At 63.5% G+C, this 25577-nt stretch carries 23 protein-coding genes and 1 pseudogene; 18 read left to right on the top strand and 6 right to left on the bottom strand.

The genetic code is table 11. The features are described 5' to 3' along the window. Positions 1–510: 510 nt before the first annotated feature. Positions 511–1269: a transcriptional repressor LexA gene (lexA, locus tag DF200_RS08785; RefSeq protein WP_109137897.1), complete on the bottom strand. Its 759-nt coding sequence runs from the start codon at positions 1267–1269 to the stop codon at positions 511–513. Positions 1270–1677: 408 nt separating this feature from the next. On the opposite strand from lexA, the gene DF200_RS08780 reads away from it, so the two are divergent. Together DF200_RS08780 and nrdR are read left to right on the top strand one after the other, a co-directional pair. Beyond that, the gene (locus DF200_RS08780) at positions 1678–1953 is read left to right on the top strand and encodes a LysM peptidoglycan-binding domain-containing protein (protein WP_241520215.1); all 276 of its coding nucleotides are present in this window, start codon (positions 1678–1680) and stop codon (positions 1951–1953) included. 76 nt (positions 1954–2029) lie between these two features. Beyond that, positions 2030–2491: a transcriptional regulator NrdR gene (nrdR, locus tag DF200_RS08775; protein ID WP_109137902.1), complete on the top strand. Its 462-nt coding sequence runs from the start codon at positions 2030–2032 to the stop codon at positions 2489–2491. A gap of 155 nt (positions 2492–2646) precedes the next feature. Here nrdR and serA read toward each other — a convergent pair whose 3' ends face one another. After that, entirely contained in the window at positions 2647–3843 is a 1197-nt protein-coding gene (gene serA, locus DF200_RS08770; RefSeq protein WP_109137896.1) for a phosphoglycerate dehydrogenase, read from the bottom strand. A gap of 10 nt (positions 3844–3853) precedes the next feature. Then, on the bottom strand, positions 3854–6133 hold the full coding sequence (locus DF200_RS08765; RefSeq protein ID WP_109137895.1) for a HelD family protein: 2280 nt from the start codon (positions 6131–6133) through the stop codon (positions 3854–3856). Between the two features lie 267 nt (positions 6134–6400). Between DF200_RS08765 and mraZ the strand changes: the two genes are divergently transcribed. The 12 genes and pseudogenes from mraZ (at position 6401) to DF200_RS08705 (ending at position 20815) form a co-directional block, all read left to right on the top strand. After that, on the top strand, positions 6401–6898 hold the full coding sequence (gene mraZ / locus DF200_RS08760) for a division/cell wall cluster transcriptional repressor MraZ (RefSeq protein WP_109137894.1): 498 nt from the start codon (positions 6401–6403) through the stop codon (positions 6896–6898). A gap of 5 nt (positions 6899–6903) precedes the next feature. Beyond that, positions 6904–7977, top strand: coding sequence for a 16S rRNA (cytosine(1402)-N(4))-methyltransferase RsmH (gene rsmH / locus DF200_RS08755; protein WP_109137893.1), 1074 nt, complete (start codon positions 6904–6906; stop codon positions 7975–7977). Next, positions 7974–8432, top strand: coding sequence for a cell division protein FtsL (gene ftsL / locus DF200_RS11175; protein ID WP_241520214.1), 459 nt, complete (start codon positions 7974–7976; stop codon positions 8430–8432). Before rsmH ends, ftsL begins: the two co-directional genes overlap by 4 nt. Beyond that, positions 8429–10231, top strand: coding sequence for a peptidoglycan D,D-transpeptidase FtsI family protein (locus DF200_RS08745; RefSeq protein WP_241520213.1), 1803 nt, complete (start codon positions 8429–8431; stop codon positions 10229–10231). The genes ftsL and DF200_RS08745 overlap by 4 nt, the downstream gene beginning before the upstream one ends. A gap of 52 nt (positions 10232–10283) precedes the next feature. After that, positions 10284–11165 (top strand): UDP-N-acetylmuramyl peptide synthase, encoded by an 882-nt coding sequence (locus tag DF200_RS08740; protein WP_146192058.1) that lies wholly within the window; start codon positions 10284–10286, stop codon positions 11163–11165. 119 nt (positions 11166–11284) lie between these two features. Then, positions 11285–12805, top strand: coding sequence for a UDP-N-acetylmuramoyl-tripeptide--D-alanyl-D-alanine ligase (locus DF200_RS08735; RefSeq protein ID WP_109137891.1), 1521 nt, complete (start codon positions 11285–11287; stop codon positions 12803–12805). After that, positions 12802–13905, top strand: coding sequence for a phospho-N-acetylmuramoyl-pentapeptide-transferase (gene mraY / locus DF200_RS08730; protein ID WP_109137890.1), 1104 nt, complete (start codon positions 12802–12804; stop codon positions 13903–13905). Before DF200_RS08735 ends, mraY begins: the two co-directional genes overlap by 4 nt. A gap of 33 nt (positions 13906–13938) precedes the next feature. After that, positions 13939–15387: pseudogene (murD, locus tag DF200_RS08725) on the top strand (UDP-N-acetylmuramoyl-L-alanine--D-glutamate ligase); the annotation flags it as partial. Beyond that, positions 15377–16762 (top strand): peptidoglycan glycosyltransferase FtsW, encoded by a 1386-nt coding sequence (locus DF200_RS08720; protein ID WP_109137888.1) that lies wholly within the window; start codon positions 15377–15379, stop codon positions 16760–16762. The pseudogene murD and the gene DF200_RS08720, both read left to right, overlap by 11 nt. Before the next feature lie 69 nt (positions 16763–16831). Continuing rightward, entirely contained in the window at positions 16832–18004 is a 1173-nt protein-coding gene (locus DF200_RS08715; RefSeq protein WP_109137899.1) for a UDP-N-acetylglucosamine--N-acetylmuramyl-(pentapeptide) pyrophosphoryl-undecaprenol N-acetylglucosamine transferase, read from the top strand. A 76-nt stretch (positions 18005–18080) separates the two neighbouring features. Beyond that, complete coding sequence (murC, locus tag DF200_RS08710) at positions 18081–19685, top strand: UDP-N-acetylmuramate--L-alanine ligase (protein ID WP_109137887.1); 1605 nt, start codon at positions 18081–18083, stop codon at positions 19683–19685. A 104-nt stretch (positions 19686–19789) separates the two neighbouring features. Next, complete coding sequence (locus DF200_RS08705; protein ID WP_158275826.1) at positions 19790–20815, top strand: cell division protein FtsQ/DivIB; 1026 nt, start codon at positions 19790–19792, stop codon at positions 20813–20815. 154 nt (positions 20816–20969) lie between these two features. Here DF200_RS08705 and dtd read toward each other — a convergent pair whose 3' ends face one another. After that, positions 20970–21443, bottom strand: a complete 474-nt coding sequence (gene dtd / locus DF200_RS08700) for a D-aminoacyl-tRNA deacylase (RefSeq protein ID WP_109137885.1) — start codon at positions 21441–21443, stop codon at positions 20970–20972. Between the two features lie 87 nt (positions 21444–21530). Continuing rightward, positions 21531–22253: a DUF4391 domain-containing protein gene (locus DF200_RS08695; RefSeq protein ID WP_170112501.1), complete on the bottom strand. Its 723-nt coding sequence runs from the start codon at positions 22251–22253 to the stop codon at positions 21531–21533. A gap of 358 nt (positions 22254–22611) precedes the next feature. Here DF200_RS08695 and DF200_RS08690 point away from each other — a divergent pair, with 358 nt between their 5' ends. After that, a complete protein-coding gene (locus DF200_RS08690; RefSeq protein ID WP_241520212.1) occupies positions 22612–23313 on the top strand; it encodes a DUF1206 domain-containing protein in 702 nt (233 codons plus the stop codon). A 77-nt stretch (positions 23314–23390) separates the two neighbouring features. On the opposite strand, the gene DF200_RS08685 is transcribed toward DF200_RS08690, so the two are convergent. After that, positions 23391–23711, bottom strand: coding sequence for a hypothetical protein (locus DF200_RS08685; protein WP_109137883.1), 321 nt, complete (start codon positions 23709–23711; stop codon positions 23391–23393). Between the two features lie 202 nt (positions 23712–23913). On the opposite strand from DF200_RS08685, the gene DF200_RS08680 reads away from it, so the two are divergent. The 3 genes from DF200_RS08680 to DF200_RS08670 all read left to right on the top strand — a co-directional run bounded on the left by DF200_RS08680 (position 23914) and on the right by DF200_RS08670 (position 25364). Further along, on the top strand, positions 23914–24141 hold the full coding sequence (locus DF200_RS08680; protein WP_146192057.1) for a hypothetical protein: 228 nt from the start codon (positions 23914–23916) through the stop codon (positions 24139–24141). Between the two features lie 206 nt (positions 24142–24347). Continuing rightward, entirely contained in the window at positions 24348–24995 is a 648-nt protein-coding gene (locus DF200_RS08675; RefSeq protein WP_109137881.1) for an EndoU domain-containing protein, read from the top strand. Positions 24996–25100: 105 nt separating this feature from the next. Then, on the top strand, positions 25101–25364 hold the full coding sequence (locus tag DF200_RS08670) for a hypothetical protein (protein ID WP_109137880.1): 264 nt from the start codon (positions 25101–25103) through the stop codon (positions 25362–25364). Positions 25365–25577: the final 213 nt, after the last annotated feature.

Genomic DNA, 25577 nt, shown 5'->3' with positions numbered 1-25577 from the left:
TTCCATACCCGCACACACAAAAGCCCCGGCCACGACGCCGAGGCTCAACACCCCACCACACAAACTGGCGAAGGCTCACTTTTGTACGCCTTCGTTTCCCGCGCCTTGATGACACACGCGTAGGACTTGCTTTTTGTCTCTGGTGTGCGGGAAGTTCGGCGTAGGTTATAACGCAACCGTGCGTTATAACCTACGCAAAGGGGATTCCCGGAATGGTTTTTGCGCGACCGTGCGTAAGAACCTACGTGAGGTGACGCCTCGTGTAGGTTCTTGTGTGCGTGTGCGTTATAACCATCGCAAAGAGGGTCCGCGGAATGGTTATAACGCACTCATGCGTAGAAACCTATGCGAAGGGGTGTTGCGGAATGGGTTTTACGCGACCGTGCGTTACAACCTACCGTTGTACGTCTTTGTTTCCCGCGCCTTGATGACACACACGTAGGACTTGATTTTGTGATGGTTCTGCTTCTGATACGCCTGCCATTCGGGATTGCAGGCGTATGTTGGGCGTCACATCTTACGTAATACGGTGACCACCTTCCCCATGATCGTTGCATTGCTGCCGTCGATGGGAGAGTATGAAGGATTGTGGGGAATGAGCCACACATGGCCTTGTTCCTTGCGGAAGGTCTTCACGGTGGCCTCTCCATCGAGAAGCGCGGCGACGATGTCTCCGTTTTCGGCTTCGTTCTGCTCACGGATGACGACGAAGTCCCCGTTGCAGATGGCGGCGTCGATCATGGAATCGCCATGCACCTCCAGCATGAACAGATGGCCGGACCCAGTGAGCCGCTCCGGCAGACGCATGACGTCGTCCACATGCTGTTCCGCGGTGATGGGGACCCCGGCGGCGATGCGCCCGACAAGGGGGACATCCCGGGAACGCATGATCGATTCGCTGGGGTCACGGGACGTCCCGTCGTCAGCCGTGACCGCGAACCCTAGAATGGATGCATTCCCCAATCCCTTGTGGCCGTCGCGTCCGTCCCCGTGTGAACCGCCGTCGCCGTCCAGAAGTTCTATGGCGCGACCCTTGTTGGCGCTGATGCGTATGAAGCCCTTCTCCTCCAGTGATTGAAGCTGGTGTTTGACCGAGGAGGGGCTTTTCAGCCCGACGGCTTCCCCGATTTCACGGAACGAGGGGGCGAATCCTCGTTCACGTACATGGGAGCGTATGGCTGCAAGCACGTCGCGCTGTCGCTCGGTGAGGGCGTCCTCGCTATATGCGAGGGTGGTCCGTCCGCGATTGGTGAAAGAGATTGTGCTCACGGAATGCTCCTTTCGATTGTTTCAACTGTACCTTGTTCCGTGCCAAAAATCAAACAGATGTTCGAAGATCGATTGTTGCACAGTTCGAACATATGTGCCATACTTAGTACACGTGTTCGATAGTACAAACGTTCGAGAAGGGTGGTTGCCATGTTGGACACAGGAATATGCGATGGCACGGGAATATGCGATGACGCAGGAATATACGATGGGGTGACGCTGGATAAGTCGGTGAGCGATAAGCCGTCAAGAGATAAGCCTCGGAGCATCGGGACGTCGGACGGTGACGTGCCGCGTCGCGGGATGGTGTGTGGCTTCTCCGTGCGGATGGGCGCATGCCTTGCCGGGTCGGTGGCGTGCGCGAAGGTTCGTGCGTTGCTGTCGGCGTTTCGTTCCTGGCAGGAGAGAGTGGGGGTTCTCATGCTGGTGGCCGTGGTGGCGGTGGTATGCGGGGCGGTTCTTTCGCCGCAGAGGGCGGATTCCGATTCCGGGCCGCAGGAGGTGGTCAGCTATGTGGTCGCACCGGGGGATACGCTGTGGTCGTATGCAGAGGCGATCACTCCACCGGGAGGGGACGTCAACGACGCCGTCGACGAGCTCAGGGAGATGAACCATCTGCGCACGACGAAGCTGCAGACGGGGCAGCGCATCGTCGTGCCGAAGCACCCGGTGCGAAATCAATGATGACCGGGCCCTGAGGGGGTCCGTGACGCGGAAAGGACACGCGGAGATGGGAACACCAACGTTTACTCTTATGGGTATGCATTGTCCTTTTTGCCAGAATCCTGATACAAAGGTCGTAGACACCCGCGTGGGCGAGGATGGCTACGCCATTCGTCGTCGTAGGGAATGTCCGAAGTGCCAGCGTCGTTTCACCACGGTGGAGACCGCAACGCTCATGGTGGTGAAACGCTCGGGCAACGTCGAACCGTTCAGCCGTGACAAGGTCATAACCGGAGTGCGCAAGGCATGCCAGGGGCGTCCCATCCGGGAGGAGGATCTCAAGCAGCTCGGGCAGAAGGTGGAGGAGGATCTGCGGTCACGGGGACTCGCGCAGATCAAATCGGAGGATGTGGGCAAGGCCATTCTCAAGCCGTTGAGGAACCTGGACGAAGTGGCGTATATGCGGTTCGCCAGTGTCTATCAGGAATTCAACAATCTGGAGGACTTCGAGCGGGCGATACGTCAGCTGCGTGCGCAGGACGGCATTGGCTCCGACTGACGTCGACCGGCATCACGGAGTCAAACGCCGAATGGGGTTGGGGCGGCCCCCGGTTGGGGGTGGCCCCAACCCCAGTGATGTCGATAGCCATCGTTGCCGCCGACATCGGTGGTGTGCCGTGACCGCGACGGAATCCGAATCGTCGGACGTCGTCGTCAGAGCACACGCACGCGAATGGTGCCCTGAAGGGACCTGAGGGCGTCGAGGGCCGAAGGGCTGGGCATGGTCGCCACGTCGGTGACCACATAGCCGAGGTCGTCCTCTGTGGCAAGGGCCTGGGCGGTGATGTTGATGTTCTCCGAGCCGAGCACATGGTTGACGCTGGCAAGCACGCCGGGAAGATTGGCGTGCAGATGGGCGATGCGGGCTGCGCCTTGGCACGGGTTCATGTTCAGCGTCGGCAGGTTGACCGACAGCGAGGTGATGCCGTTGCTCCAGTAATCGAGAAGCTTGTGGGAGACGAAGTGACCGATGGCCTCCTGCGCCTCCAGCGTGGAACCTCCGATATGCGGGGTGAGGATGACGTTGTCCTCCTCGCTCAGCGGCGTTTTGAACGGGTCGCCGGATTTCTTCGGCTCCACCGGATACACATCCACCGCGGCGCCGGCGATGTGGCCGGAGTCAAGATGCGCCTTGAGCGCGTCGAGGTCGGCGACGAATCCGCGGGAAAGATTGATGAACACGGCTCCCTGCTTCATGCACGCGAACTGGGGCTCGCCGAAGAAGTTCGTGTTCGACTTCCGTCCATCCACATGCAGGGTGACGGCGTCGGACTGTTCGAGCAGGTCCTCCAGGCTGCTGGCGCGTTCCGCGTTGCCCAGGGCCAGCTTCTCCTCGATGTCGTAGAACAGGACATGCATTCCCAGCGCCTCGGCGAGCACGGAGACCTGGGATCCGATGTTGCCGTAGCCGATGATGCCCAGCGTCTTGCCGCGGACCTCGTGCGAGCCGCTGGCGCTTTTGTCCCACACGCCGGAACGGACGTGGTGCGAATGCGCCGGGAGGCGCCGCATGAGGGCGATGATGTCGGAGATGACCAGCTCCACCACGGAGCGGGTGTTGGAATACGGTGCATTGAACACGGCGACACCGTGGGCGCCCGCATAGTCCAGATCGACCTGGTTCGTGCCGATGGAGAAGCAGCCGACCGCGGTGAGGTCCGGACGTGCCTTGAGCACCTTTTCGGTGACATTGGTCTTTGAGCGGACGCCGAGCAGGTCGACGCCGTCAAGGGCGTCGATCAGCTCGTTCTCGTCCATCGCGCCCTTGGTGGTGACGACTTCGAAGCCATGCTGACGCAGGTTCTCGGAGGCGAAGGGATGGATGTTTTCCAGAAGTAAGGCTTTAGGCATGTGACCTACTCTATATCGCAAGGTGGTCTAAATCATCCTGGGTCCGGACGATGACCAGTTTCTGCGTGGGGCGGGTCATGGCCACGTACAGGTCGGACGCGGCCACCGGACGAGAGGGCGCGTTGTCCTCGATGAGCCCGGGCTCCACCAGCACCACCGCATCGAATTCCAGTCCCTTGACGTCCTGCGGCCCGCAGAGGCCGACCTGCCTGTCCCACTCCGGCTGGGAGCGCAGGCCGTCCGCCCGTCGATCGCCAAGACGACGTCGGAGGGGCTCCCATATGGAATCGGAGAGCCGGCCGCGAATCTCATCGTCCGCGATCACCGCGATGCGGCCGGTGCCGTCCTCGGAGACGAACCGCGTCGCCAGATCGGCCGCATATTCGCCGGCGGTCTCCAGCACCTGATCGAGGTCGGGCAGCGTGACGCGTTCGACCGAATCGGGCATCCGGCGCACGGCCTTCACGGTGGAGACGTACAGGCCCTCGCCTTGGGCGAATCGGGATGCGAGATCGGAGACCTCCTGGGGGTTTCGGTAATCGATGGTCAGTTCGTTGAGGTCCCAGCCATCCTCGCCGAACAGCGGATCCAGGGTCCGCTCCCAGGAACGTGACCCGGCAAGGGACGAGGTCTGGGCGATGTCGCCGACGATGGTGAACGAGCGTGAGGGGCATCGACGCATCAGCATGCGCCATTCCATGGGCGTGAGCTCCTGCGCCTCGTCGACCACGATATGCCCGTACGTCCATTCCCTTTCGCCGGCGGCGCGCTGCGCCGCGCTCTCCTCGTCGAAGCCGTTGATCTGGTCGAGCAGCATGCTGGAGGAGACGATGCCCGATCCGATGCCCGCCTGGGCGAGCGTATCCTTGGCGAACTGCTCGTCCCGTCGCCGTTGCTCGGCCTTCTGCGCCTTGATGACGTCCTCGCGCGGGTCGGCGCCCAGCAGCTCCATCGCCTCGTCCAGCAGCGGCACGTCGGAGACGGTGAACGGCGCGTCCTTGGCGCGGGTCAGTGTGGCTACGTCGTCGTCGGAAAGCCAGGGAGCATACCTGTGCAGCTTGTTCGGTTTGGCGAACATGTCGGAGATCATCCACTGCGCGGTCATGGGGAGCCATGCCAGGTTCAGCGTCCGTCGCACCACGTCGTTCATGCGCAGCATGGAACGGGCCTGCGCGATCTCGGAGCGGTCGGGGTCGTAGTCGAGCTGTTCGACGTACCGGTTCGTCATCAGGTGGAGCATGGATTCCACGAAGGTCTCGCGCGCCTTGTTATGGGGCTTGCGGGTGCGTTTCGCGTCCGTCTGGGCCGTCGTGATGTCGGTGGGCAGCATGGGCACCGCGATGCCGTTGATCCGCACGGTGGGCAATGAATGAGGCACCCGCTGACGGGCCGAGACCGCGTTCGCCACGGCCGTCCGCATCCGGCGGTCCCCCTTCAACGCCGCGGCGCGGGGGTCGTCCGCATGGACGGCGTTGATTCCGGGGATGAGGTTGGCTATGGTCCGTGAGACCACGCCGGTCTCGCCCAGAGAGGGCAGGACCTGGTCGATGTAATGCAGGAACGCCGGGCTGGGCCCCACCACGAGGACGCCTGATCGCTGGAGCTTGCGCCGGTGGGTGTACAGCAGATATGCGGCCCGGTGCAGCGCCACCGCCGTCTTGCCGGTTCCGGCCCCCCCCTGCACGACGACCGCCCGGTCCATCGGGGCGCGGATGATGCGGTCCTGTTCGCCCTGGATCGTGGCGACGATGTCGGTCATCTTGCCGGTGCGCCGCGAGCTCAGCGACGCCAGCAGCGCGCCTTCGCCGGTCAGGGTGCCGGAGGCGGACGCCTCGTTGATCTGTGACGAATGCACGTCGAGCACCTCGTCCTCCACGCCGACCACTTCGCGGAACCGCAGCGTGATATGCCGCCGCATGACGATGTCCCCGCGGTGCGCCGGGGTGGCCTCGTAGAACGGGCGCGCGGCCTCGGCGCGCCAATCCACGAGGATCGATTCATGGTCGCGTCCCGACAATCCGATGCGGCCGATGTACCGGCGGCTTCCGTCCGTCGTGTCCAGTCGTCCGAAGACCAGACGGTCCTCCACGGCGCGCAGCTGGGTGAGCCGGTCCTCGTACATGGTGGCGAACGAATCACGCTCCGCGCGCTGCGTCGGCGAGCCATGGGAGCCGGCGGCGCGGACCCGGTCGAGGCGTTCTCGCAGCTGCGACCGCATCTCGTCCAGACGGCCGTAGGCGCGGTCCACGGCCTGCTGCTCGTCGTGCAATTGGGAGGAATAGTTCGACATCCGGATGGCTCCTTGGCTGGGGATGGGGGAAAAGTTCGGCCATCAACTATACGCCCAGCCCTGAATCGGCTGCCGTGACGAGGCACGCGGGCGTGGAACCTACACCGTGGGAACGCCGTCCGACACGCATGGATGCGCCCGCGTGGCGGTGAATGTGTCGGTATGGGGATGGAAAACGCCATCGGGTGGGGAGGATTGGTGATATGTGGGGTAAAGTGGTGAACTGTTGGTCGCGGTTCCTGCGGATCGGGCAAGGAGGTGAACGCGATGGCCGATGCTCCAGGGGAGTCAGCCGTCGCCGGATCCGGTGCCCAGACGGATCTGCCGCCCCTGCTGCTGGGCACATACACCCCGAAGATCGACGCCAAGGGGAGGCTCGCCCTGCCCGCCAAACTGCGCGGGCAGCTCGGTCCGGGGCTGATCATGGCGCGTGGGCAGGAACGGTGCATCTATCTCCTGCCGCATGGCGAGTTCCGCCGTGTGGCCATGCAGATCCAGCGCACCTCGCTGGGCAACAAGGCGGCACGCGACTATCTTCGTGTGTTCCTGTCCGGCGCGGTGGACCAGGAGCCGGACAAGCAGGGCAGGGTGGTCATACCTCCCATGCTCCGCGACTATGCGGGATTGGGCAGCGATGTCGTCGTCATCGGCGTCGGCACGCGCGCCGAGATCTGGAACAGGGAAGCGTGGGAGGCGTATCTGGCCGAACAGGAACAGGGATACGCCGACATAGCGGATGACGTATTACCGACGGTGGAGTTCTGAAACACATGGATATCACAGCGATTCATCAGCCGGTCCTGCTGGAGGACTGCGTGCGTCTCGTCACGTCGGCCGCCGGGCGGCCCGGCGCCATCATCGTGGACTGCACGCTCGGCCTCGCCGGTCATGCCACGGCGTTCCTGCATAACGCCCCAGAGGCGACGCTGATAGGCATCGACCGCGACGAGGAGGCGCTGGGACTGGCCACCCGACGCATGAAGGATGGCGGATTCGAAGGACGGTTCATCCCTGTTCACGCGGCCTTCGACGAATTCGCCGACGTCCTGGCGGAGCGCCACATCGACAAGGTCGACGCGGTGTTCATGGACCTCGGCCTCTCCAGCCTGCAGATCGACGAGACGGAACGAGGATTCTCCTACTCCCACGACGCCCCATTGGACATGCGCATGGACGTCACCCAGACACGCACGGCCGAGACGATCCTCAACGAATACCCCGTGGAACGGCTGCGCCGGATATTCCGTGAATACGGGGAGGAGCGGTTCTCCGGGCCGATAGCCAAGGCCGTCGTCGAGGCCCGTGACAGGGGAGGGCTGCACACCTCGGCCCAGCTCAACGAACTGGTCGACCGCGTGGTGCCCAAATCCCACCGTCCCGCCGGGAACCCGGCCAAGCGCGTCTTCCAGGCGCTGCGCATCGAGGTCAACGGCGAACTGGACAAACTGGCCTCGACGCTGCCGCAGGCCGCGTTGCATCTCGCCGTCGGAGGGCGTCTGGTCGTCGAGTCCTACCACTCCCTGGAAGACAAGACGGTCAAACGGTTCATGGCCAACGGGCTGAAGATCGACGCTCCCGCGGACATGCCGGTCGTTCCCCCGGACGCCCGTCCGTTCTTCGGCGACATCACCCACGGCGCCATCAAGGCCGACGAGGGGGAGATCGCGTCCAATCCACGGTCCGCGTCGGTGCGTCTGCGGGGCATCGAGCTCGTCAGGCCGATACCGGAGCGATGGGCCGAACGATACGCCAGACAGCAGCATGAAGGATATGCGGAACCGACGGACGCGAACGGACGTCGCGACGCGCGCCATACGAGCCGAACGAGGAGGGGACGCCGATGAGCGCATCACCAAGAACCGCACGAACCCGGTCTTCGGCCCCGCGCAGCGGCCCCACGGCCGCCCAGTCGAGGCCCGAACTGCGGGTTTCGACGGAGAAGACGCAACACCCCGTCACGTTCCACGAACGCATACGGCAGGCCGTGACCGGCGACAGCCCGCGACGCATGCGCGTGTTCCACTTCGTCTGCGCTCTCGTCTTCCTGGCCGCCAGCCTTGTCGGATCGCTCGTGCTGCGCACCCAGATGGTGGAGGACTCGTTCGCCATCACCGAGACCCAGCAGTCCATCGGGCGACTGACCCAGGACATCCAGGAACGGCAGACCAAGCTCGATTCCCTGCAGGCGTCCCTGCCGAACAAGGCCCAGAAACTGGGCATGGTACCGGGAACGGACTCCCTGACCATCGATCTGGACGGCTATGACGCCGCCGGCAACGCCGCAAAGGGGAACAAGTGAGTCGCAAGCCAAAGGCCTACCGCACCGACGGCGACATATTCCGGCGCAGGGCGCTCGCCGTCGGCATCGCCCTCGCGATGCTGTTCTCGCTCTGCATCGGCAAGCTCTCCTACATCCAGCTCATCGCGGCCGGATCGGTCGCCGAAGCCGCCACCGCCAGCCGCACCGTCACCAAGCCGCTGCAATCGCAGCGCGGAACGATCGTCGACACCAACGGCGTGGTGCTCGCCCAGAGCGTGGAACGCTACACCGTATACGCCGACCAGAAGGCCATATCCGAATTCAAGCCCATCGACTGCGACGGCAGCAACGACTCCGTCTGCCATTCGATCGACGGCCACGACGTGGAGGGGACGGGCGCCGCGGCCGTCGCCAGGATGCTCGCACCCGTGCTGGGCATGAACGCCATGGAGCTGGGCGGCAAACTCGTGGGCACCAGCCGGTACGTCATCCTCAAGAAGAACGTGGTGCCCGCGGTCAAACGTTCCATCGACAAGCTGCATCTGGCCGGCGAAATCAACTACGAACTCACCTCGGACCGTTCCTACGCCGACGACGGCGGCCTGATGGGCAGCCTCCTCGGCGGCGTGGACAGCACCGGCACCGGCGTGGCGGGCATCGAGAAGATGACCGACGCCTCGCTCACGGGCGAGGACGGCGAAACCAGATACCAACGCGGCGCCAACGGCCAGGAGATCCCCGGGACCCGCACCGAGTCGAGGCAGCCGGTCGACGGCGGCAAGGTCAAACTCACCATCGACCGCGACGTGCAATGGTACGTCAAGAAGGCGTTGACCGACGCGAAGAAGAAGACCGGCGCGGAATGGGGCATCGGGGTCGTGCAGCAGGTCAAGAACGGCCACATCGTGGCCATCGCCGACACCGATACCTACGAAGCCGGCAGCGACGAGGCGAAGCTCAATACGTCCAAGGCCGTGACCACCGTGTTCGAGCCGGGATCGACAGGCAAGCTCATCACCGCGGCGGGACTGCTGCAGGAGGGCATCCACAAGCCCACCGATCATTTCCAGGTGCCGTACCAGACCGAGGTGAACGGCCAGACGTTCCACGATTCGCACGAGCACGGCACGCTGAACCTCACCCTCGCGGGCATACTCAAGGAGTCGTCCAACACGGGCACGATCATGGCGTCCAAGAACTACTCGCTGAAGAAACGCTACGAATACATCACCAGATTCGGCATCGGCCAGAGCACGGGTCTGGGATTCCCCGGCGAATCCCGGGGTCAGCTGGCCCCGTACCAGTCGTGGGACCTGCGCACCCGCAACACCGTGCTGTTCGGCCAGGGATACTCCGCCTCGGCATTGCAGATGACGAACGTCGTCGCCACGATCGCCAACAAGGGCGTTCGCTGCGGGCAGTCGATCATCGAATCCTCGACGGACGCCCAGGGCAACGACACCACGCCGAAGACGAACCAGCCGGTCAGGGTCATCGACGAATCCGTCGCCAAGGAGATGCTCGACATGATGGAATCGATGGCGGACCAGTACAAGGACATCGCCGGGGTGAAGGGATACCGCATCGCCGGCAAGTCCGGCACCGCGCAGGTGGCCGGCGACGACGGCGCGCTCACCAGCAACATAGGAGACTTCATCGCCGCGATCCCCGCCGACGACCCGCAGTACGTCGTCACCGTCGTGCTCAAGGACCCCGAGGGAACGTACGGCGGCGTGACCGCCGGGCCCGTGGTCGCGACCATTGGTGAATTCCTTATGCAGAAGTACGAGGTGCCGAATTCGCCCGCCCGCAAGAATGCTATTCCTACAGAATGGTGATGCGGATGATGGACGCCATATTCATATTCCGACCGATGCCAAGAGGTGAGCGATGAGTGCATTGAGTGAGGCAAGTACGGAACATCTCACCGTTTCCGATCTGCGGGAACGGTATGGTCTGATAACCGATTCCAAGGCCTGCGGCAAGGTGACCGTCACCTCCCTCGCCGACGACATGGCTTCGGTTACGCCGGGCGCGTTGGCCATGCCAAGACCCGATGAGACGGACGCCGACACGATTCTCGAAGCGGAACGCCGGGGAGCCTACGCGGTGCTGCTGCCGCTGTCGGCGCAACGGTTCGGATTCCAGGGCAACATCCCCGTGCTGTACGGCGACCTGTCGACGGTCGAACGGGGACAGATGGCCGCGGACATCTGCGGACACCCCTCCAATTCCATAGCCGTGTTCCTCATCGTCGGGGACCATACGTCCCAGCAGGTCTCCGACCTCGCGGGACTGCTGCACGTGCTGGGCAATCCTGTGGGACAGATAAGCCTGCGGCATTCCACGTCGTTGGAGCGGCACCTCGTGGAGGATTACCCGCTCGGCGTATTGGACGTGGAACGCATGCTGAGCGTCTTCGTCGAGGACGGCGCCTCCGCCGTGGTCATCGGCGCGGACGAGCAGACACTTGCCGAGGGGGCGCTGTCCGCGGTGGTCGTGGACGTATGCGCATTGAGCGAGCCGGACGATCCGCTGGCGCTGCAGCCCTCCCTCAAGGAGGCCGTGGACCGCTACGGCGTCGTCCTGCGCGAGCGCACCCACGTGGCGCACCGTACCGCGGAGACCGACGACATGGCACGCCATTACGAGGGCGCCGTGGACGAGGCGTCCGACAGAAGGCTTTCCCTGGCGATAGCGATGGTCATGAAGGCCGGCGTGCGCAAGGGGAACATCCGCAGCGCGCTGCGGGTCACCAGGGAGATGATCTGAACCGGGAGACCGGTGGAGGCCCCCGATGGTGGAACACGGCGGTCGGGGTGGGAAAACATGGTTCCGGGATCGTATTTCCGGAACCGGCAACGACAAGACGGAAGAGGTTGAACAATATCATGATGGCGATGACGGTGCAGGATGCGGCGGAATCCGTCTCGGGTCTGCTGCGCGACACGCAGGGTCGTGACGGCTCGGCATGCATCACCTCGGTGGTCACGGATTCCAGGAAGGCCGGTCCCGGCTCGCTGTTCGTCGCGATAGCGGGAGAGCATGTGGACGGTCATGATTTCGTCGGATCGGTGGAGGAGTCCGGCGCCGTGGCCGCATTGGTCGACCATGTCGTCGAGGATGCGCCGATCGCGCAGATCGTGGTGAAGGACACCGTGGCCGCCCTGGGCCTGCTGGCGAAGGCCAACATCGCAAGGCGCCGGAACGCGTCCGCCCCGTTCACCGTCGTGGGCATCACCGGCTCCGTCGGCAAGACCACCACCAAGGATCTGCTCAAGGCGCTGCTCTCCAGTCAGGCCGAGACGGTCGCGCCGATCGGTTCGTTCAACAACGACATCGGCATGCCCCTGACCGCGTTGGAGGTGGGGGAGCATACACGCTTCCTCGTGTCGGAGATGGGCGCCAGCCATCTGGGCGAGATCGCGTACCTGACATCGCTGGTGCGGCCCGACATCGCCATCGTGCTCAAGGTGGGCGTCGCCCATCTGGGCGAATTCGGCTCCGTCGAGAACATCCAGAAGGCGAAGAGCGAGATCGTCAGGGCGCTCGACGGGCATGGAGTGGCAATACTGAACGCCGATGACGAGCACGTTGTGCCCATGGCGGGCATCGCCCCGGGCAAGGTGTTCTGGTTCGGCCAGGGAAGCGACGCGCAGATCCGCGCGTGGAACGTGACGACGGACGACCATGACCGGCCCGAATTCGACATGATGCTGCCGGACGTTGCCGACCCCCTGCACGTGCGGCTGGCGATCCCGGGACGACACAACGTGATGAACGCCCTTGCGGCGGCCTCCGCGGCATGGTATCTCGGTGTGCCGGCCGGCGACATCGTCCGCGTCCTCGGCGAACAAAGCCACATCAGCCCCCACCGCATGTCCGTGTTCCGACTGGACCGCGCCGGGGCATCGTTCACCGTCATCGACGATTCGTTCAACGCCAATCCGGATTCCATGAAGGCGGGCATCGACGGCCTTGCCGGGTGGTCCGCTGCATCCGGCGGCCGGCCCTTCCGAATCGCCGTCCTCGGCTCCATGCTGGAACTCGGCGGCGACGAGGCCTCCATGCATCGCGCAATCGGCGAATACGCCGTGAACGCCGGGGTCGACGCGGTCGTCGCCGTGGGAGGCGACCATGACGCCACGCTCGACTCCCTCGCCGGCGACATAGCCGACGGAGCCCGGTCCGCATCCACGGACGACCGGACCGTGGTCGAGACGGCCCACAACGTGGACGAGGCCGACGACGCCGTGATACGGCTGGCAAGGGATCACGCCCACGCCGTCGTCCTGCTGAAGGGGTCCCACGCGTCGGGGCTCAGCGCGCTCGCCGCACGCTGGGAGCGCAACGATCATGTGACCGATTCCGTGAATGACGCTGATGCTACGAAGAATGGAGAAACACTGTGATCTCGCTGCTCATCGGCCTTGGCGTATCCTTGGTCGTCACCCTCGTCTGCACGCCTCTGCTCATCCATCTTGTGCATAAACTGCATTACGGCCAGTACATCCGTCAGGACGGGCCCCAGTCCCATCTGGTCAAACGAGGCACGCCGACGTTGGGAGGCGTGGTCATCAACCTCGCCATAGTGCTCGGCTGGGCGTCGTCCGCCCTGTACCGGTTCTTCGCCTATCACGACAAGCCGTCCTGGACGGCGGTCCTCGTGCTGTTCGCCATGCTGTCGATGGGCTGCCTCGGCTTCATCGACGATTTCGCGAAGGTACGCAAGAAGCAGAACGAGGGGCTTTCCGTACGCGGCAAGTTCTTCGGCCAGTTCGTGTTCGCCACCCTGTTCGCCGTGCTGACTCTGATCGTGCCCACCAAAAGCGGCTTCCCGAGCGCCCAGGCGGGCATCGCGTTCATCGAGCATCCGTTCATCTCGTTCGAATTCGCAGGCCGTGTCGTCGCCATCGTGCTGTTCGTCGTCTGGGTGAACTTCCTCATGACCGCATGGACGAACGCCTTCAACCTGACCGACGGCCTCGACGGACTGGCCAGCGGCACGTCGATGGCCGCGTTCGTCGGCTATGCGCTGATCGCCTACTGGGAGTCCTACCATCTTCGGGGAACGAACGCGCAGGGGCTCACCTATTCGGTCTCCGACCCGCAGGATCTGGCCATCATCGCCGCCTGCGCCGTCGCCGCCTGCTGCGGCTTCCTGTGGTATAACACGAACCCGGCCAAGATCTTCATGGGAGACACGGGGTCCCTGGCCCTTGGCGGCCTGTTCGCCGCGCTGTCGATCACCACGCATACCGAGGTGCTTGCGGTCGTGCTCGGCGGTTTGTTCGTGATGGAGACCTGCTCCGACGTGATCCAGGTCGGATACTTCAAGATGACGCACAGGCGTGTGTTCAAGATGGCGCCCATCCACCATCATTTCGAACTGTGCGGATGGCAGGAGAACACCGTCGTTGTACGCTTCTGGATGATTGAGATGTTCTTCGTGCTCGTCGGACTGGTGATGTTCTACTCCAATTGGCTGGTCGGCTCCGGCCAGTTGCTGTGACGATGGGAGCCCGTTTCGACGGCGGCGTTTCAAGGGAGGAAAACCGATATGACCACAGTTGAGAATTTTCAGGGCGCCACGGTGATGGTGGCCGGACTGGGAGTCTCCGGACGGAGCGCATGCAAGGTGCTCGCCGATCTGGGCGCCACCGTGCTGACCTACGACGAACGCAAGCCGGACGCCGACTTCCACACGGAGGGCGACATCGACTTCGACAGGCTCGACGCCATCATGACCTCCCCGGTGTTCCCGCCCTCCACACCGTTCCTGCTTGAGGCTGCCGAACGGGGCATCGACGTGATGAGCGAGGTCGAGCTCGCCTGGCGCGTCCGCGTGAAGGCTTCCCGCAGCGGCAATCCGGCGCCGTGGGTCGGCATCACCGGCACCAACGGCAAGACCTCCACCACGGAGATGGTCTCGGAGATGCTTCGCGCCGCCGGGCTCAACGCCCCGGCCGTGGGCAATATCGGAGTCCCCGTCTCCGCGGCCGCTGTGGACGGATCCCATGACGCGCTGGCGGTGGAGCTCAGCTCCTTCCAGATGCATTTCACGAATTCGCTGGCGTTGGACTGCGCGGCCATCACCAATCTCGCCGACGACCATCTGGATTGGCACGGCGGCTTCGCGAACTACGCGGCCGACAAGGCCAAGGTGTACCACGACGTCCGCCGCGCCCTCGTCTACAACGCCGATGACCGCCGGGTGTCCGAGATCGCCATGGCGGCGCATCCTGCGGAGGGGTGCCGTCGGGTCGGCTTCACCCTGGGCGTTCCCGGTCAGGGACAGATCGGCGTCGAGGACGGATGGATCGTGGACCGCAGCGGGCTGCGTTCCACGGACGCTCCGGAACGGATGGCCAAGGTGCTCGACTTCACCCATCTGAGCGAACCCGACGGCACCATATACCCCCATCTGCTCGCCGACGCCCTGTGCGCGCTTGCCCTGGTGCTGGGCATGGGCATACCATCGAGCGTCGCGCTGGGCGCATTGCGTGCATTCGCCCCCGGCGGGCATCGCATCGCCAAGGTGGCGCAGGCGTCCACCGGCTCCGGGACGATCCGCTTCATCGACGATTCCAAGGCGACCAACGCGCATGCCGCACGTGCCTCGCTTTCCAGTTTCGGTGAGAAGACCGTGGTGTGGATCGCAGGCGGTCTTGCCAAGGGCTCGCGTTTCGAGGACCTCGTGGCCGATCAGGCGAAGACGATTCGTGCGGCCGTGATCATCGGCACGGACCAGCGGCCCATGCTGGACGCGTTCAACGCCAAGGCCCCCGAGATTCCGGTCACGGTCATCGACCCCGAGCCGAAGGACACGGTCATGGACCGCGCGGTGGATGCGGCCGGGGCTCTGGCCGCAGGCGGCGACGTGGTGCTTATGGCCCCCGCCTGTGCGTCGATGGACCAATTCAGGTCATACGCCGATCGTGGCGAGCGATTCGCCGCGGCGGCGCGGCGATGGGTGGCCGCCCATGGCGAATAGGAAGCCGGCGGCCGGCAAGCCATCGGCCTCGTCCTCCTCTCGGAAGAAGACCCCTGTGCGTTCCAGGTCGGTCGTCTCCCGGTCCGCGGCCCAGCGGACAGGCCGGTCCGGCGACGTCCAACTCAAGGGCTTGGACAAGGCCGTGGCCTTGGTGACCAATGGTTCGCCTGTGGCCAGGACCAGACCCGGCGATTCCGGTTCCAAACCGATCAGCTATACGGGCATCCGATGCCTGCTCAACCCGGTGTGGTGCTACTACGGGTTCATCATGTCCGTGGTGGCACTCACCCTCTTCGGCATGCTTATGGTGTTCTCAAGCTCGACCGTGGATTCGGTGTCTCAGGGGAAGTCCCCCTGGAGCACTCTCCTGCAGCAGGTGGTATTCATGGGGTTCGGCGCATTTGGTGGATTCGTGTTCTCCATCGCGCCGCTGAAGCTGCTCCGCAAGCTCTCCACCGTCCTGCTGGTGGCGGCCGTCTTCGTGCAATTGCTCACGATGGTCCCCGGCATCGGCGTCACCGCGGGCGGCAACCAGGGGTGGATCGACCTCGGCTTCGTCCAGGTGCAGCCGGCCGAGATTCTCAAACTGGCGCTGTGCATATGGATGCCGTCCTCGCTGCTCAATGCGAAAGGCAAACCCACCCCGGACCTCAAGGCGTGGGGGAGGGCGTACGGCCGTCCGTTCCTCGGCTTCCTCTGCGCCGCGGGCGCGGTGGGTCTCGGACACGACCTCGGCACCTGCATGATCATCGTGCTCATCGGCGCTACCGCCCTGCTCGTCAGCGGGTTCCCCCTGCGCTGGTTCCTCCCCATGGTCGTCGTCGGCGGCATCGGCATCCTGTATATGTTCGTCGCGGGCAGCTCCAACCGCATGAACCGCATACGGGCCACCTACGGCACCTGCACGGGCGACGATCTTACCGGCGTATGCTATCAGGCCATCCACGGCACCTACGCCCTGGCAACGGGCGGGCTCACCGGTGTGGGGCTTGGAAACTCCCGGGAGAAGTGGAACTATCTGCCCGCGGCGCAGAACGACTTCATCCTCGCCGTCATCGGGGAGGAGCTCGGCTTCCTTGGCGCATGCGCCGTGGTGCTTGGCTTCGTCATCATGGGCTGGTGCCTGGTGAACATCGCCATACGCCACCAGAACGCCTACGCTCGCGTGGTGCTCATGTGCATCGTCGTATGGCTTGCCGGACAGGCGCTCGTCAACATCGGCGTGGTCGTCCGGTTCCTGCCCGTCATGGGCCTGCCCATGCCGTTCGTCTCCTCCGGAGGCACATCGTTGATCATGTGCCTGTCCGCGGCGGGCGCGGCCGTGCGGATGGCCCGTGCCCAAAGCGAGATACGGGCCGCGGTGAAACGTTCATGACCGCGGTCGCCGCATTCTGGCTCCGGTCCGGGGATGCGGCGGGCCGTGCCGGGCGGTATGCTCGTAAGCATGTCTGAAGGAGTAAGCATCGTGCTCGCCGGTGGCGGCACCGCAGGTCATGTCAATCCGTTGCTGAGCATCGCATCAAGCATCCGTGAGATCGAGCCGTCCGCGAAAATCGGCGTCATCGGCACCGAGGTGGGGCTGGAGAAGCGTCTGGTCCCCGCCGCGGGATTCGAGATGGACACCATCGAAAAGGTGCCGTTCCCCAGGTCGTTGAACGCCGATGCCTTCAAGTTCCCGTTCCGGTGGGTCAGGGAGACCAAACGGGTCAGGGAGATCCTCGCCGCCCGCCATGCCGACGTGCTCGTCGGCGTCGGCGGCTACGCCTCGGCACCGGCCTACTATGCGGCACATAACATGGGCATCCCCGTCGTGATCCATGAGCAGAACGCGCGCGCCGGCATGGCGAACCGGCTTGGAGCCCGCTGGGCCGATTTCATCGGCACCGTGTACGAGCGGACCGGTCTCGTCGCGGGACCGAACGCCGTCATCGAACGTGTCGGGCTTCCGCTGCGCCCGGCGATCGCGCAGGTCGCGGCCGACATGGAAGCGGACAGGGCCGCGGCCCGTGCGAAGGGCGCCGAGGCACTGGGCGTCGACCCGGACCGTCCCATCGTGCTCGTCACGGGTGGATCGCTCGGGGCGCAAAGCCTGAACGTGGCCGTGGCTAACGCCGCCAGGGAGCTGTTGTCCGTGGCGCAGGTCATCCACCTGACCGGCAAGGGCAAGATCGGCCAGGTGCGCAAACTGGTCTCCGCCTCCGCGGGGGAAGGCGTGCTCTCCGGCATCGGATCCGACTCCGCAGGAACGGGCGACTACCATGCCGCGGAGTATCTCGAACGCATCGACCAGGCGTTCGCCTGCGCAGACCTGGTGATGTGCCGGTCCGGCGCCGGCACCGTGGCGGAGATCACCGCGCTCGGCGTGCCCGCGGTATATGTGCCGCTGCCGATCGGCAACGGCGAGCAGAGGTTCAATGCCGAACCGGTCGTCGAGGCGGGCGGGGGCTTCATGGTCCGGGACGACGATTTCACGAGCGAATGGGTGACCGGCCATGTCCCGGGACTGCTTTCCGACGGGAAACGACTGGCCTCGATCGCGCAGGCGGCCTGGGGATACGGCATCAGGGACGCCGCCCGGACCATGGCGGAACGCGTGCTCGAACTGGCGCATCGGTGACCGTCGCCGGTCCGCCCATATATCCCGGCCTCGTCGATAATGGAATGAGTTTGCATTTCTATAAGGAGATTCCGCCGTGTCAGACACACGTCATGATGCCATCGTTCTTGAACCAACCAGCCGTCCGTCCGATGCCGATACGCTGACGTTGGGTAAACTGGGGCGCACCCATTTCATCGGCATAGGCGGTGCCGGGATGAGCGTCCTCGCGGAGATTCTGCACGAGCGCGGCGTCGACGTGCAGGGCTCCGACCGTGAACGCGGCCCGAAGGTGGATCGTCTGGAGGAGCTCGGCATCACCGTGCACATCGGCCAGAGGGCCGACAACGTCGATGGCGTGAACACCGTCGTCTGGTCCAGCGCCATCAAGCCGGACAATCCCGAGATCGTCGCCGCCGTCGAGGCCGGGGCGCGTCTCATGCATCGCAGCGACGTCCTCGCCCTGCTCATGGAGTCGGCTCGCGCCGTCACCGTGGCGGGGGCCCACGGCAAGACCACGACCAGCGCCCTGCTGTCCCACATCCTCGTCAACGCCGGCGCCGGGGAGCTCGCCGACCCCAGCTACGCCATCGGAGGGTCCATTCAAGGCCCGCACGGCACACTGGACGGCGGCCACGCCGGCAAGGGAGACGTGCTGGTGGCCGAGGCCGACGAATCCGACGGCAGCTTTGCGAAATATCATCCGCAGATCGCCGTGATCACCAACGTCGAAGCGGAGCATCTCGACCATTACGGCACCGCCGAGGCATACCGCCGGGCGTTCGTCGACCACGCCCATCACGCCACGGGCCACGTGGTGCTGTGCGGAGACAACGACGGGGCGCTCGCCGTGTTGCGTGCCCTCGATTCGCAGGCGGCGTCCCGGGCGGTGGTCTATGCCACCCGTCCGCTGGATGCGCTCGGCGACATCAACGGCGCGGCATATGTGCACATCGACCATGAAGCCGAAGCCTCCGTGCCCGCGGCCACGAGCGGCGCGTCCGCCGTCGGCTCCGACACCGCCGTGAAATCCGACACCGCCGTGGAATCGTTCGTGCTGCACCTGCCCCATCGGATCGCCGACGGCGCGGACATCCCCGTCCGACTGCGCATACCCGGCATCCATAACGCCCGCAATGCCACGGCCGCCATCATCGCCGCGACGCTGCTGGGCATGGACCCCCATGACGCGGCACAAGCCGCGGGTACGTTCCGCGGCGCCGCAAGACGCTTTGAGATCAGGGGAAAGGTGGCCGGCGTCACCGTCGTGGACGATTACGCCCACCATCCCACGGAGATCGGCGCTTTGCTGGATGCGGCGCGCCGTCGCTTCCCCGATTCCACGATCCGGGTGCTCTTCCAGCCCCATCTGTTCTCCCGCACCAGGTTCTTCGCCTACGATTTCGCGAGGGAGCTGGCCAAGGCCGACGACGTCATCGTCACCTGCATCTTCCCCGCGAGGGAGCGGCAGGAGGATTATCCGTCCGTCACCTCGCATACGGTGGTCGATGCCGCGGTCAATATCGAGCATGATCCGCAGCGGGGCTGGATCCAGGCCGTGCCCGACATGTGCCAGGCGGCCAAGATGCTCGCCATGCGCAGCAATCCGGGCGACGTCATCTTCACCGTCGGCGCCGGAGACATCACCGCCATGGGCGAGGTCATCCTCAGCGTGTTGCGCGCCCGCGGCGAGCGGGACTGAAACGAGGGCGTTCCTCGGAGAAGGTTCTTTCGGGCGACGGGTCCGACCCGGGCGTCCGCAATCATCGCAGACCAATACGGCATATCCACATGAGGGGGACGGGCATGACAGGGCGAACGATTTCTTCACGCGGCGGATCGCATGACGATGGCATGGGTCGTTCCGTCTCCTCTGTGCCCTCCTCCGCATCCTCCGTCGTGTCCTCGGACATGGCGGAGAAGAGGTCCCCTCGCGTCGCCCAATCCTCCACGAAGTCCGCGGCCGTGGCATCTTCGAGTTCCGAGGATTTCGTCGACGTGCGGCGGATGAAATCACGGAAATCGGTCGCCGAACGACTGGACGGCGAGGACTTCGGCGGACCGGGCCTGTTCGCCCGTCCCAAGGTCGTGAATTTTCCCGAACGTCTTGCGGAACGTCGACGGGCGCTGCGCCGCCGTCACATGGTCCGGGCGGCGATCGTTGTGCTCGTCGTCGCGGTGGTCTCCCTCATCACATGGTCGTTGTTGTTCTCGCCTCTGCTCAGGCTTCATGACGACCGTATCGAAGTGACCGGCACGAACACCTGGGTGTCTAAGACGAAGGTCGCCGACATCGCCGGCCGGCAGGCGGGCCGTTCCCTGCTGCTCGTCGATGCGAAGACCATGGAAGGCGACATCTCCGAGCTTCCTGGTGTGACCTCGGCGACCGTGACCAAGCATTTCCCTCACGGCATGACGGTGGATGTGCAGGCGGAGATCCCTGCGGCGATACTTCGCGCCTCGGATACAAGCCTGACCGCGGTCGACCGTGAGGGGCGCGTGCTCAACGCCGTCGAAGCCTCGGTCAAAGGCATTCCCGTCATCGAAGTCAGCGACGCCAGACGCGGATTGGACGACAAGGCGGTGCAGCAGGCGTTGAAGATCCTCGGATCGCTTGACGAATCCGTACGCAGGAAGATTACCAAGGTCGAGGCGAAGACCCAGGATTCCGTGACCACGAAACTCAGCGACGGCTATGTCATCATATGGGGCAATTCCTCGGACATCGCCCTGAAGAAGGCGGTCGTCGACAAACTGCTGGAGAATCCGAAGCAGCTCGACGGGGCGAAGACCATCAACGTCGCCGCCCCCGACAAGGCGACCGTCAAATAGGACGGATACGTCGAACACGACGGATGGGGCATCAGGCTTACGACGCCATCGGAGGGGCGCCATCGGAGGGGCGATGATGTCAATGTCCATCAAGATGAACGACGTTTCATAGCATAAGGCAGAATGATATAGGAAATCGTCTATACCAGAACGTTTATTTCATAAGAATGTCGGTATCGTATGAAATGGTCACGGGGCCGTCATTGGTCAATGAGACCTGCATGTGGGCCCCGAATCGGCCCTCGCGCACTTCGATGCCGTACGATGCCAGTTCCCTGTCGAACGCGTGCCAGACGTCCCGCGCATGGTCGGGTCTGCCGGCGCCGGTGAAACCGGGGCGGTTGCCTTTGCGCACGTCGGCGAACAACGTGAACTGGGAGATTGACAGGACCTCGCCGCCGACGTCGAGTATGGAACGGTTCATTCTCCCGTCCTCGTCCTCGAACACCCGCAGATGCGCGATCTTCCTCGCCAGCCACGCCACCTGATCGGGGCCGTCGGAATCGGCGACGCCTACGAGAAGCATGTAGCCGCGGCCGATGGATTGCCGTGTGAACGGTTCGTCGCCCTCCGATTCGGGAACGACGGATACCGATGCCTGTGATACCTTCTGTACGATGATGCGCATGATGTTCAGTCTACCGGCGTTATTCAAGCTTCACCCGATGGGACGTCACAAGTCGTCCCGGGGTGTCCCGGGACGTGCGATGAGGCCCTACGCCATCAGATCGTCCAACTGCTTACGGGCCTTGTGCAGTTTCGCATAGATCTCATTGCGTTGGGCGGGCTGCCTGGCCCGGCCATGATCGCGTTCCAGCTTGGCGATCTGCGCACGTAGCGAGGCGATGTCGTCCCGTCGGCGTATCCGGGCGTCGAGGTCCGTGCCATCGTCGTCGCCGAGGATGGCCTGCGCGCAGAACGAATCCCATGCCTCGTCCAGTGTCGTGCCGCGCAATGCGAGACGCGCCTCGCCGGCCGGTTTCCATGGGCCGACGTAGGTCTTCGATTCGGCGATGTGCCCGATCCTGCCGGGGGCCTTGCGGCATACGGCGAGCGCGCATTCCTGCCTGACTGCCGCGGCTGTGCCGTCTTCCGCGGCGTCGGCGTCGCGCACGATGACGAATATGATGCCGCTGGCGCGACGCGAGGCGATGAACGACAATACGTCCTCGGGCGTGTTTCCCGTGATTCGGATGCCGAGTACGAGGATCTCACGGCAACGTGCTCCTTCGGCAAGGCCGGTGTTCGTGGACCGCAGGAGGCCGAGCATGGTGATGGATTCCACCTGATCGGTGAAATGTTTCTTCAGACGCGAGGATATCGTCGCCTTGGCATAGAACACCTGCTTGGGCAGTTCGCCCTTCGATGCCGGAATCGCGGTCTTCGCGGATAATCCCAACGTATGTGCGGACACCGTGCCGCATGAGGCAATCGTCATCATCGACCTTTCTTCGCCGGATATCGGGTACGTCTCCAACGATAACGCCCGGATGTCTGGCTTTCATGCGTCTGATCACCGTTTCGGGAGCGAACCGCCGCATTTCGTCGGTCTGTCGTAGCCGAAACGGTGAACGACCGGGTGGCCCTTGCAGGGCGGACCGCAACAAAAAAGCCGCCCGAGCATCGCTCGGACGGCCTGTGTTCGTGGAGCTGGCGGGAATTGAATATGAAACTCGTAAGCCCTTTATTTGCAACGATTTTTGACACCCTGTTTTGTGGACGACGTATGAGACGACGTATTTCGGACGGTTGGGGGAATGGTGTCGTGGGCACATCGTCGTGTACGATACCCTTACATGATGCTGCGAATCGATTCGGCGCGACTGGACGCCATGCTACAGAGACGCAGCCCCTTCATCGGATTCGGCGCGAAGGCCGCGAACATGGTGGCGGCCGTGGAGGCCGCGTTCCTCCTGCTCACCGTGTTCACCACCGACATGCCGCTCGGCTGGCGCATCGGATACGGCGTTCTTGGCGCACTGGCCTTCGTGTACGCCGTGATCGCCGAGATCATGGCATGGGTGAGGGGATATGATGCGGACGCGTTGTATGAGGAGCTGGTGAACATGGACAGGACCGCAAAGAGAAGCTCGATCGTCGCCGTGAGGGACGGCGCCCGGTATCTGCTCTACCATGACGCGGGATGGGACTGCGACTTCTTCCCGAACCACGCCACCGCCGACGGCGAGGAGGAGAACCGGCGTCTTCTCGCCGACTATCTTTCCACGGGCTTCGGCATCCCGAAGACGGATTTCACCCTCACCCGCGTCGGCGGGGAGGCGCATGAGAAGCATTCCACCGAGCATGACGAGGATCGCTGGTACGAGTACACGCTGTACCGCGCCGACGTGAGAAGCCTGCCCGCGGCATGGAGGGCGGACCGGTTCCGCGTGGGGTCCAGGGACTGCCGTTGGATGAGTGTGGACGAGATGATGGCAGATCCCCGCATCCGCGAGGTCAACGCCGACGTGGTCGGCATGGTGAGGAACCGCTTGTAGCGGGAAGGTGGAAGAAGTCTCCCAAAACCTCCCCCGGATAGTCTCCCTTTTTCTCCCTTTCGCGGCGGGTGCGTGTGCTATCGTCCGACGCCTTCGTACCGGAGCAGCAGACGATAGTCGTCGATCACGTCGACGGTGAGATTAAGCTCCTCGGCGATCAGCCACCTGTCTCCCTCGTACATCCGTTCGGCCTGGATGTAGGCGTCCCGGTCGACGAGCAGGTCGCTGATCGTCTCCAGATCAAATTCGTGATGGACAAAGTAGGCAAGAACCGCGCTCCGATGGAGACTCGCGCAAAAGGCCGCATCTACGTCGCGGTCAGCGATACGGGCAAGCTTAAGAACGTCACTTATTTCGACAATGACGGTAGACGGTTGAAGCAGATCAGCCTTGACCATTTTATGGCGGGCAGATGGTGCATGTGCATGACGGGTACTTCCATAACGAGTACAATCCGAAGAACGAGCCGCGTATGAACCTTACTCCGCAGGAGAAACGCATGGTGGAAAGGGTCATAGCCTTATGGAGCCATCACACACAATAGACGAGATTTCTTATTTCCGTACCCCTCTTACGTGGGAGGGGTTCACGGAGGATGTCTTGGAGCGGTATGGTGACGAGTTCTTCGAGTACCGGGGGCGAAAACTGTTTATCCAGTATCTACCACCGTGGTCGATAGTGGACCCGACGGTTCTGGATGATGGGGCGTATCCCGTGCTGTTCTCCGGATCCCATGATTTCCGGGAGTTTCTTGAGCAGAAGGTGCCGGTGCTTGATGGTCGTTCGATCCATGACGCGTATTCCGAGATTCGACTGTTCAGTAATTAGTGATTTCCCACGGCTACACGCTGCGTTGGGCCGCCTTTTCCAAGGCGGCTTTTCCTATGCCCCGAAACGGGGTTGCCATGACGTGAGCCGGGCGAAAGGCCCGGGCGAAGCGAGGTGAGATCATGGTCAGCGGAGGGGCGAGAACATGCAGCGGACCGGCCAAGGACCCCAGTTCAAGGACGTCCGCGCGCGCGGGATACACGTTGATGAGCCTGCCCAATGGCGGATACGACGGGCCTGTGCCCGACTTCCCTTTGGGCCGGTACCGTGTCATGGAAGTCGTGGAGAAGGGTGTCGCCAGATTCTCCGAGAAGGAGACGAGGGCGTTCCGGCGCCGTGAGCTGGCCATGTGGAAAGCGGTGTGGAAATATCCGCAGGCGTGGGCGAGGAGCATACCCCAATACTCGTATATGGTGTTCGATGTCGCCCTGTACTGCCGTAGCATGGCCATCGCCGAATTCCTGGCACAGCGGCGCAGAGAGCGGTTCGCTCGGAAGATGGAACGACTGTCCCATAAGTCGAAACCGGTCGAAACGGTGGAAAAGCCTTCCGAAGATGTCGAATGGCCGGCCAACGTGCAGCCGCCGACCGAAAACGTCGTCAACCACATCCTTCACGGCGAGGGCGACGGCAAACGCGGCGGCCACCTCTACGGTACCGGGGTGCCGGGCAAGACCGAGTTCCCCAAGGACTGGACCGGGGACGACATCGTCCAGGCCATCAGCCATGTCATGACGGCCCCCGATTGGATCACACCGGCGAAAAACGAGCGAGCTCTGACCGATTCGGCAAGACCATTAATGGCGTCCAGATTGAGGTCAAGGCATACAAGATTGACGACAAGTATGTCATAGACCGCGCGATGCCGATGGGGGGGGTGAAGGCGTGACCAGGAACACTCCCTCCGGTAAAATAGCGGTCAAGCCTAATCGTGCCAAACAATGGAGAGAGGAATTGTCGTGACGCTTGAAGACCTGATTTCTCTGTCTGAGCGGTGTTTGCAAATCGTTAGTGGACTAGACGAGGACCTCGAAGAGGATGCCCGGGATATGATTTTTGTCGGGGAGCCTGATCTGGCCATTGCTGACACCTTGGGCATTGCCTACTCTCATCCTGATCTCTATGCGAAATTCCCGGACGAGGTGTATGAGCTGGCTAAGGACCCTGATTACACCGCGATTCACCGCTATCTTGACCTGTTGGAGAAATACCGGGAGAACTAGTTCACATCCATTTTCCCCACCAAGCCACCATGAAGTTCATGGTGGCTTTTCTTGGCTCTTCGGGTGTTTGTGTGGGTGTGGATCACTGGTCCGGCCTGCTGGTTATTGGCGTCCGGGGAGTTGTAGGTCGAGTCCTCCGCATTTGAGCATGACGAGGCTGATGAGGTTGTCGAGGTTGCGGTAGCCGTAGCCGATCTTGATGGTGGTCTTGAT

This window comes from Bifidobacterium catulorum (genome assembly GCF_003129925.1).
Classification (GTDB): Bacteria; Actinomycetota; Actinomycetes; order Actinomycetales; family Bifidobacteriaceae; genus Galliscardovia; species Galliscardovia catulorum.
Note: the sequence above shows the minus strand (reverse complement) of the source record. Positions and strands in the feature narration are given on the sequence as shown.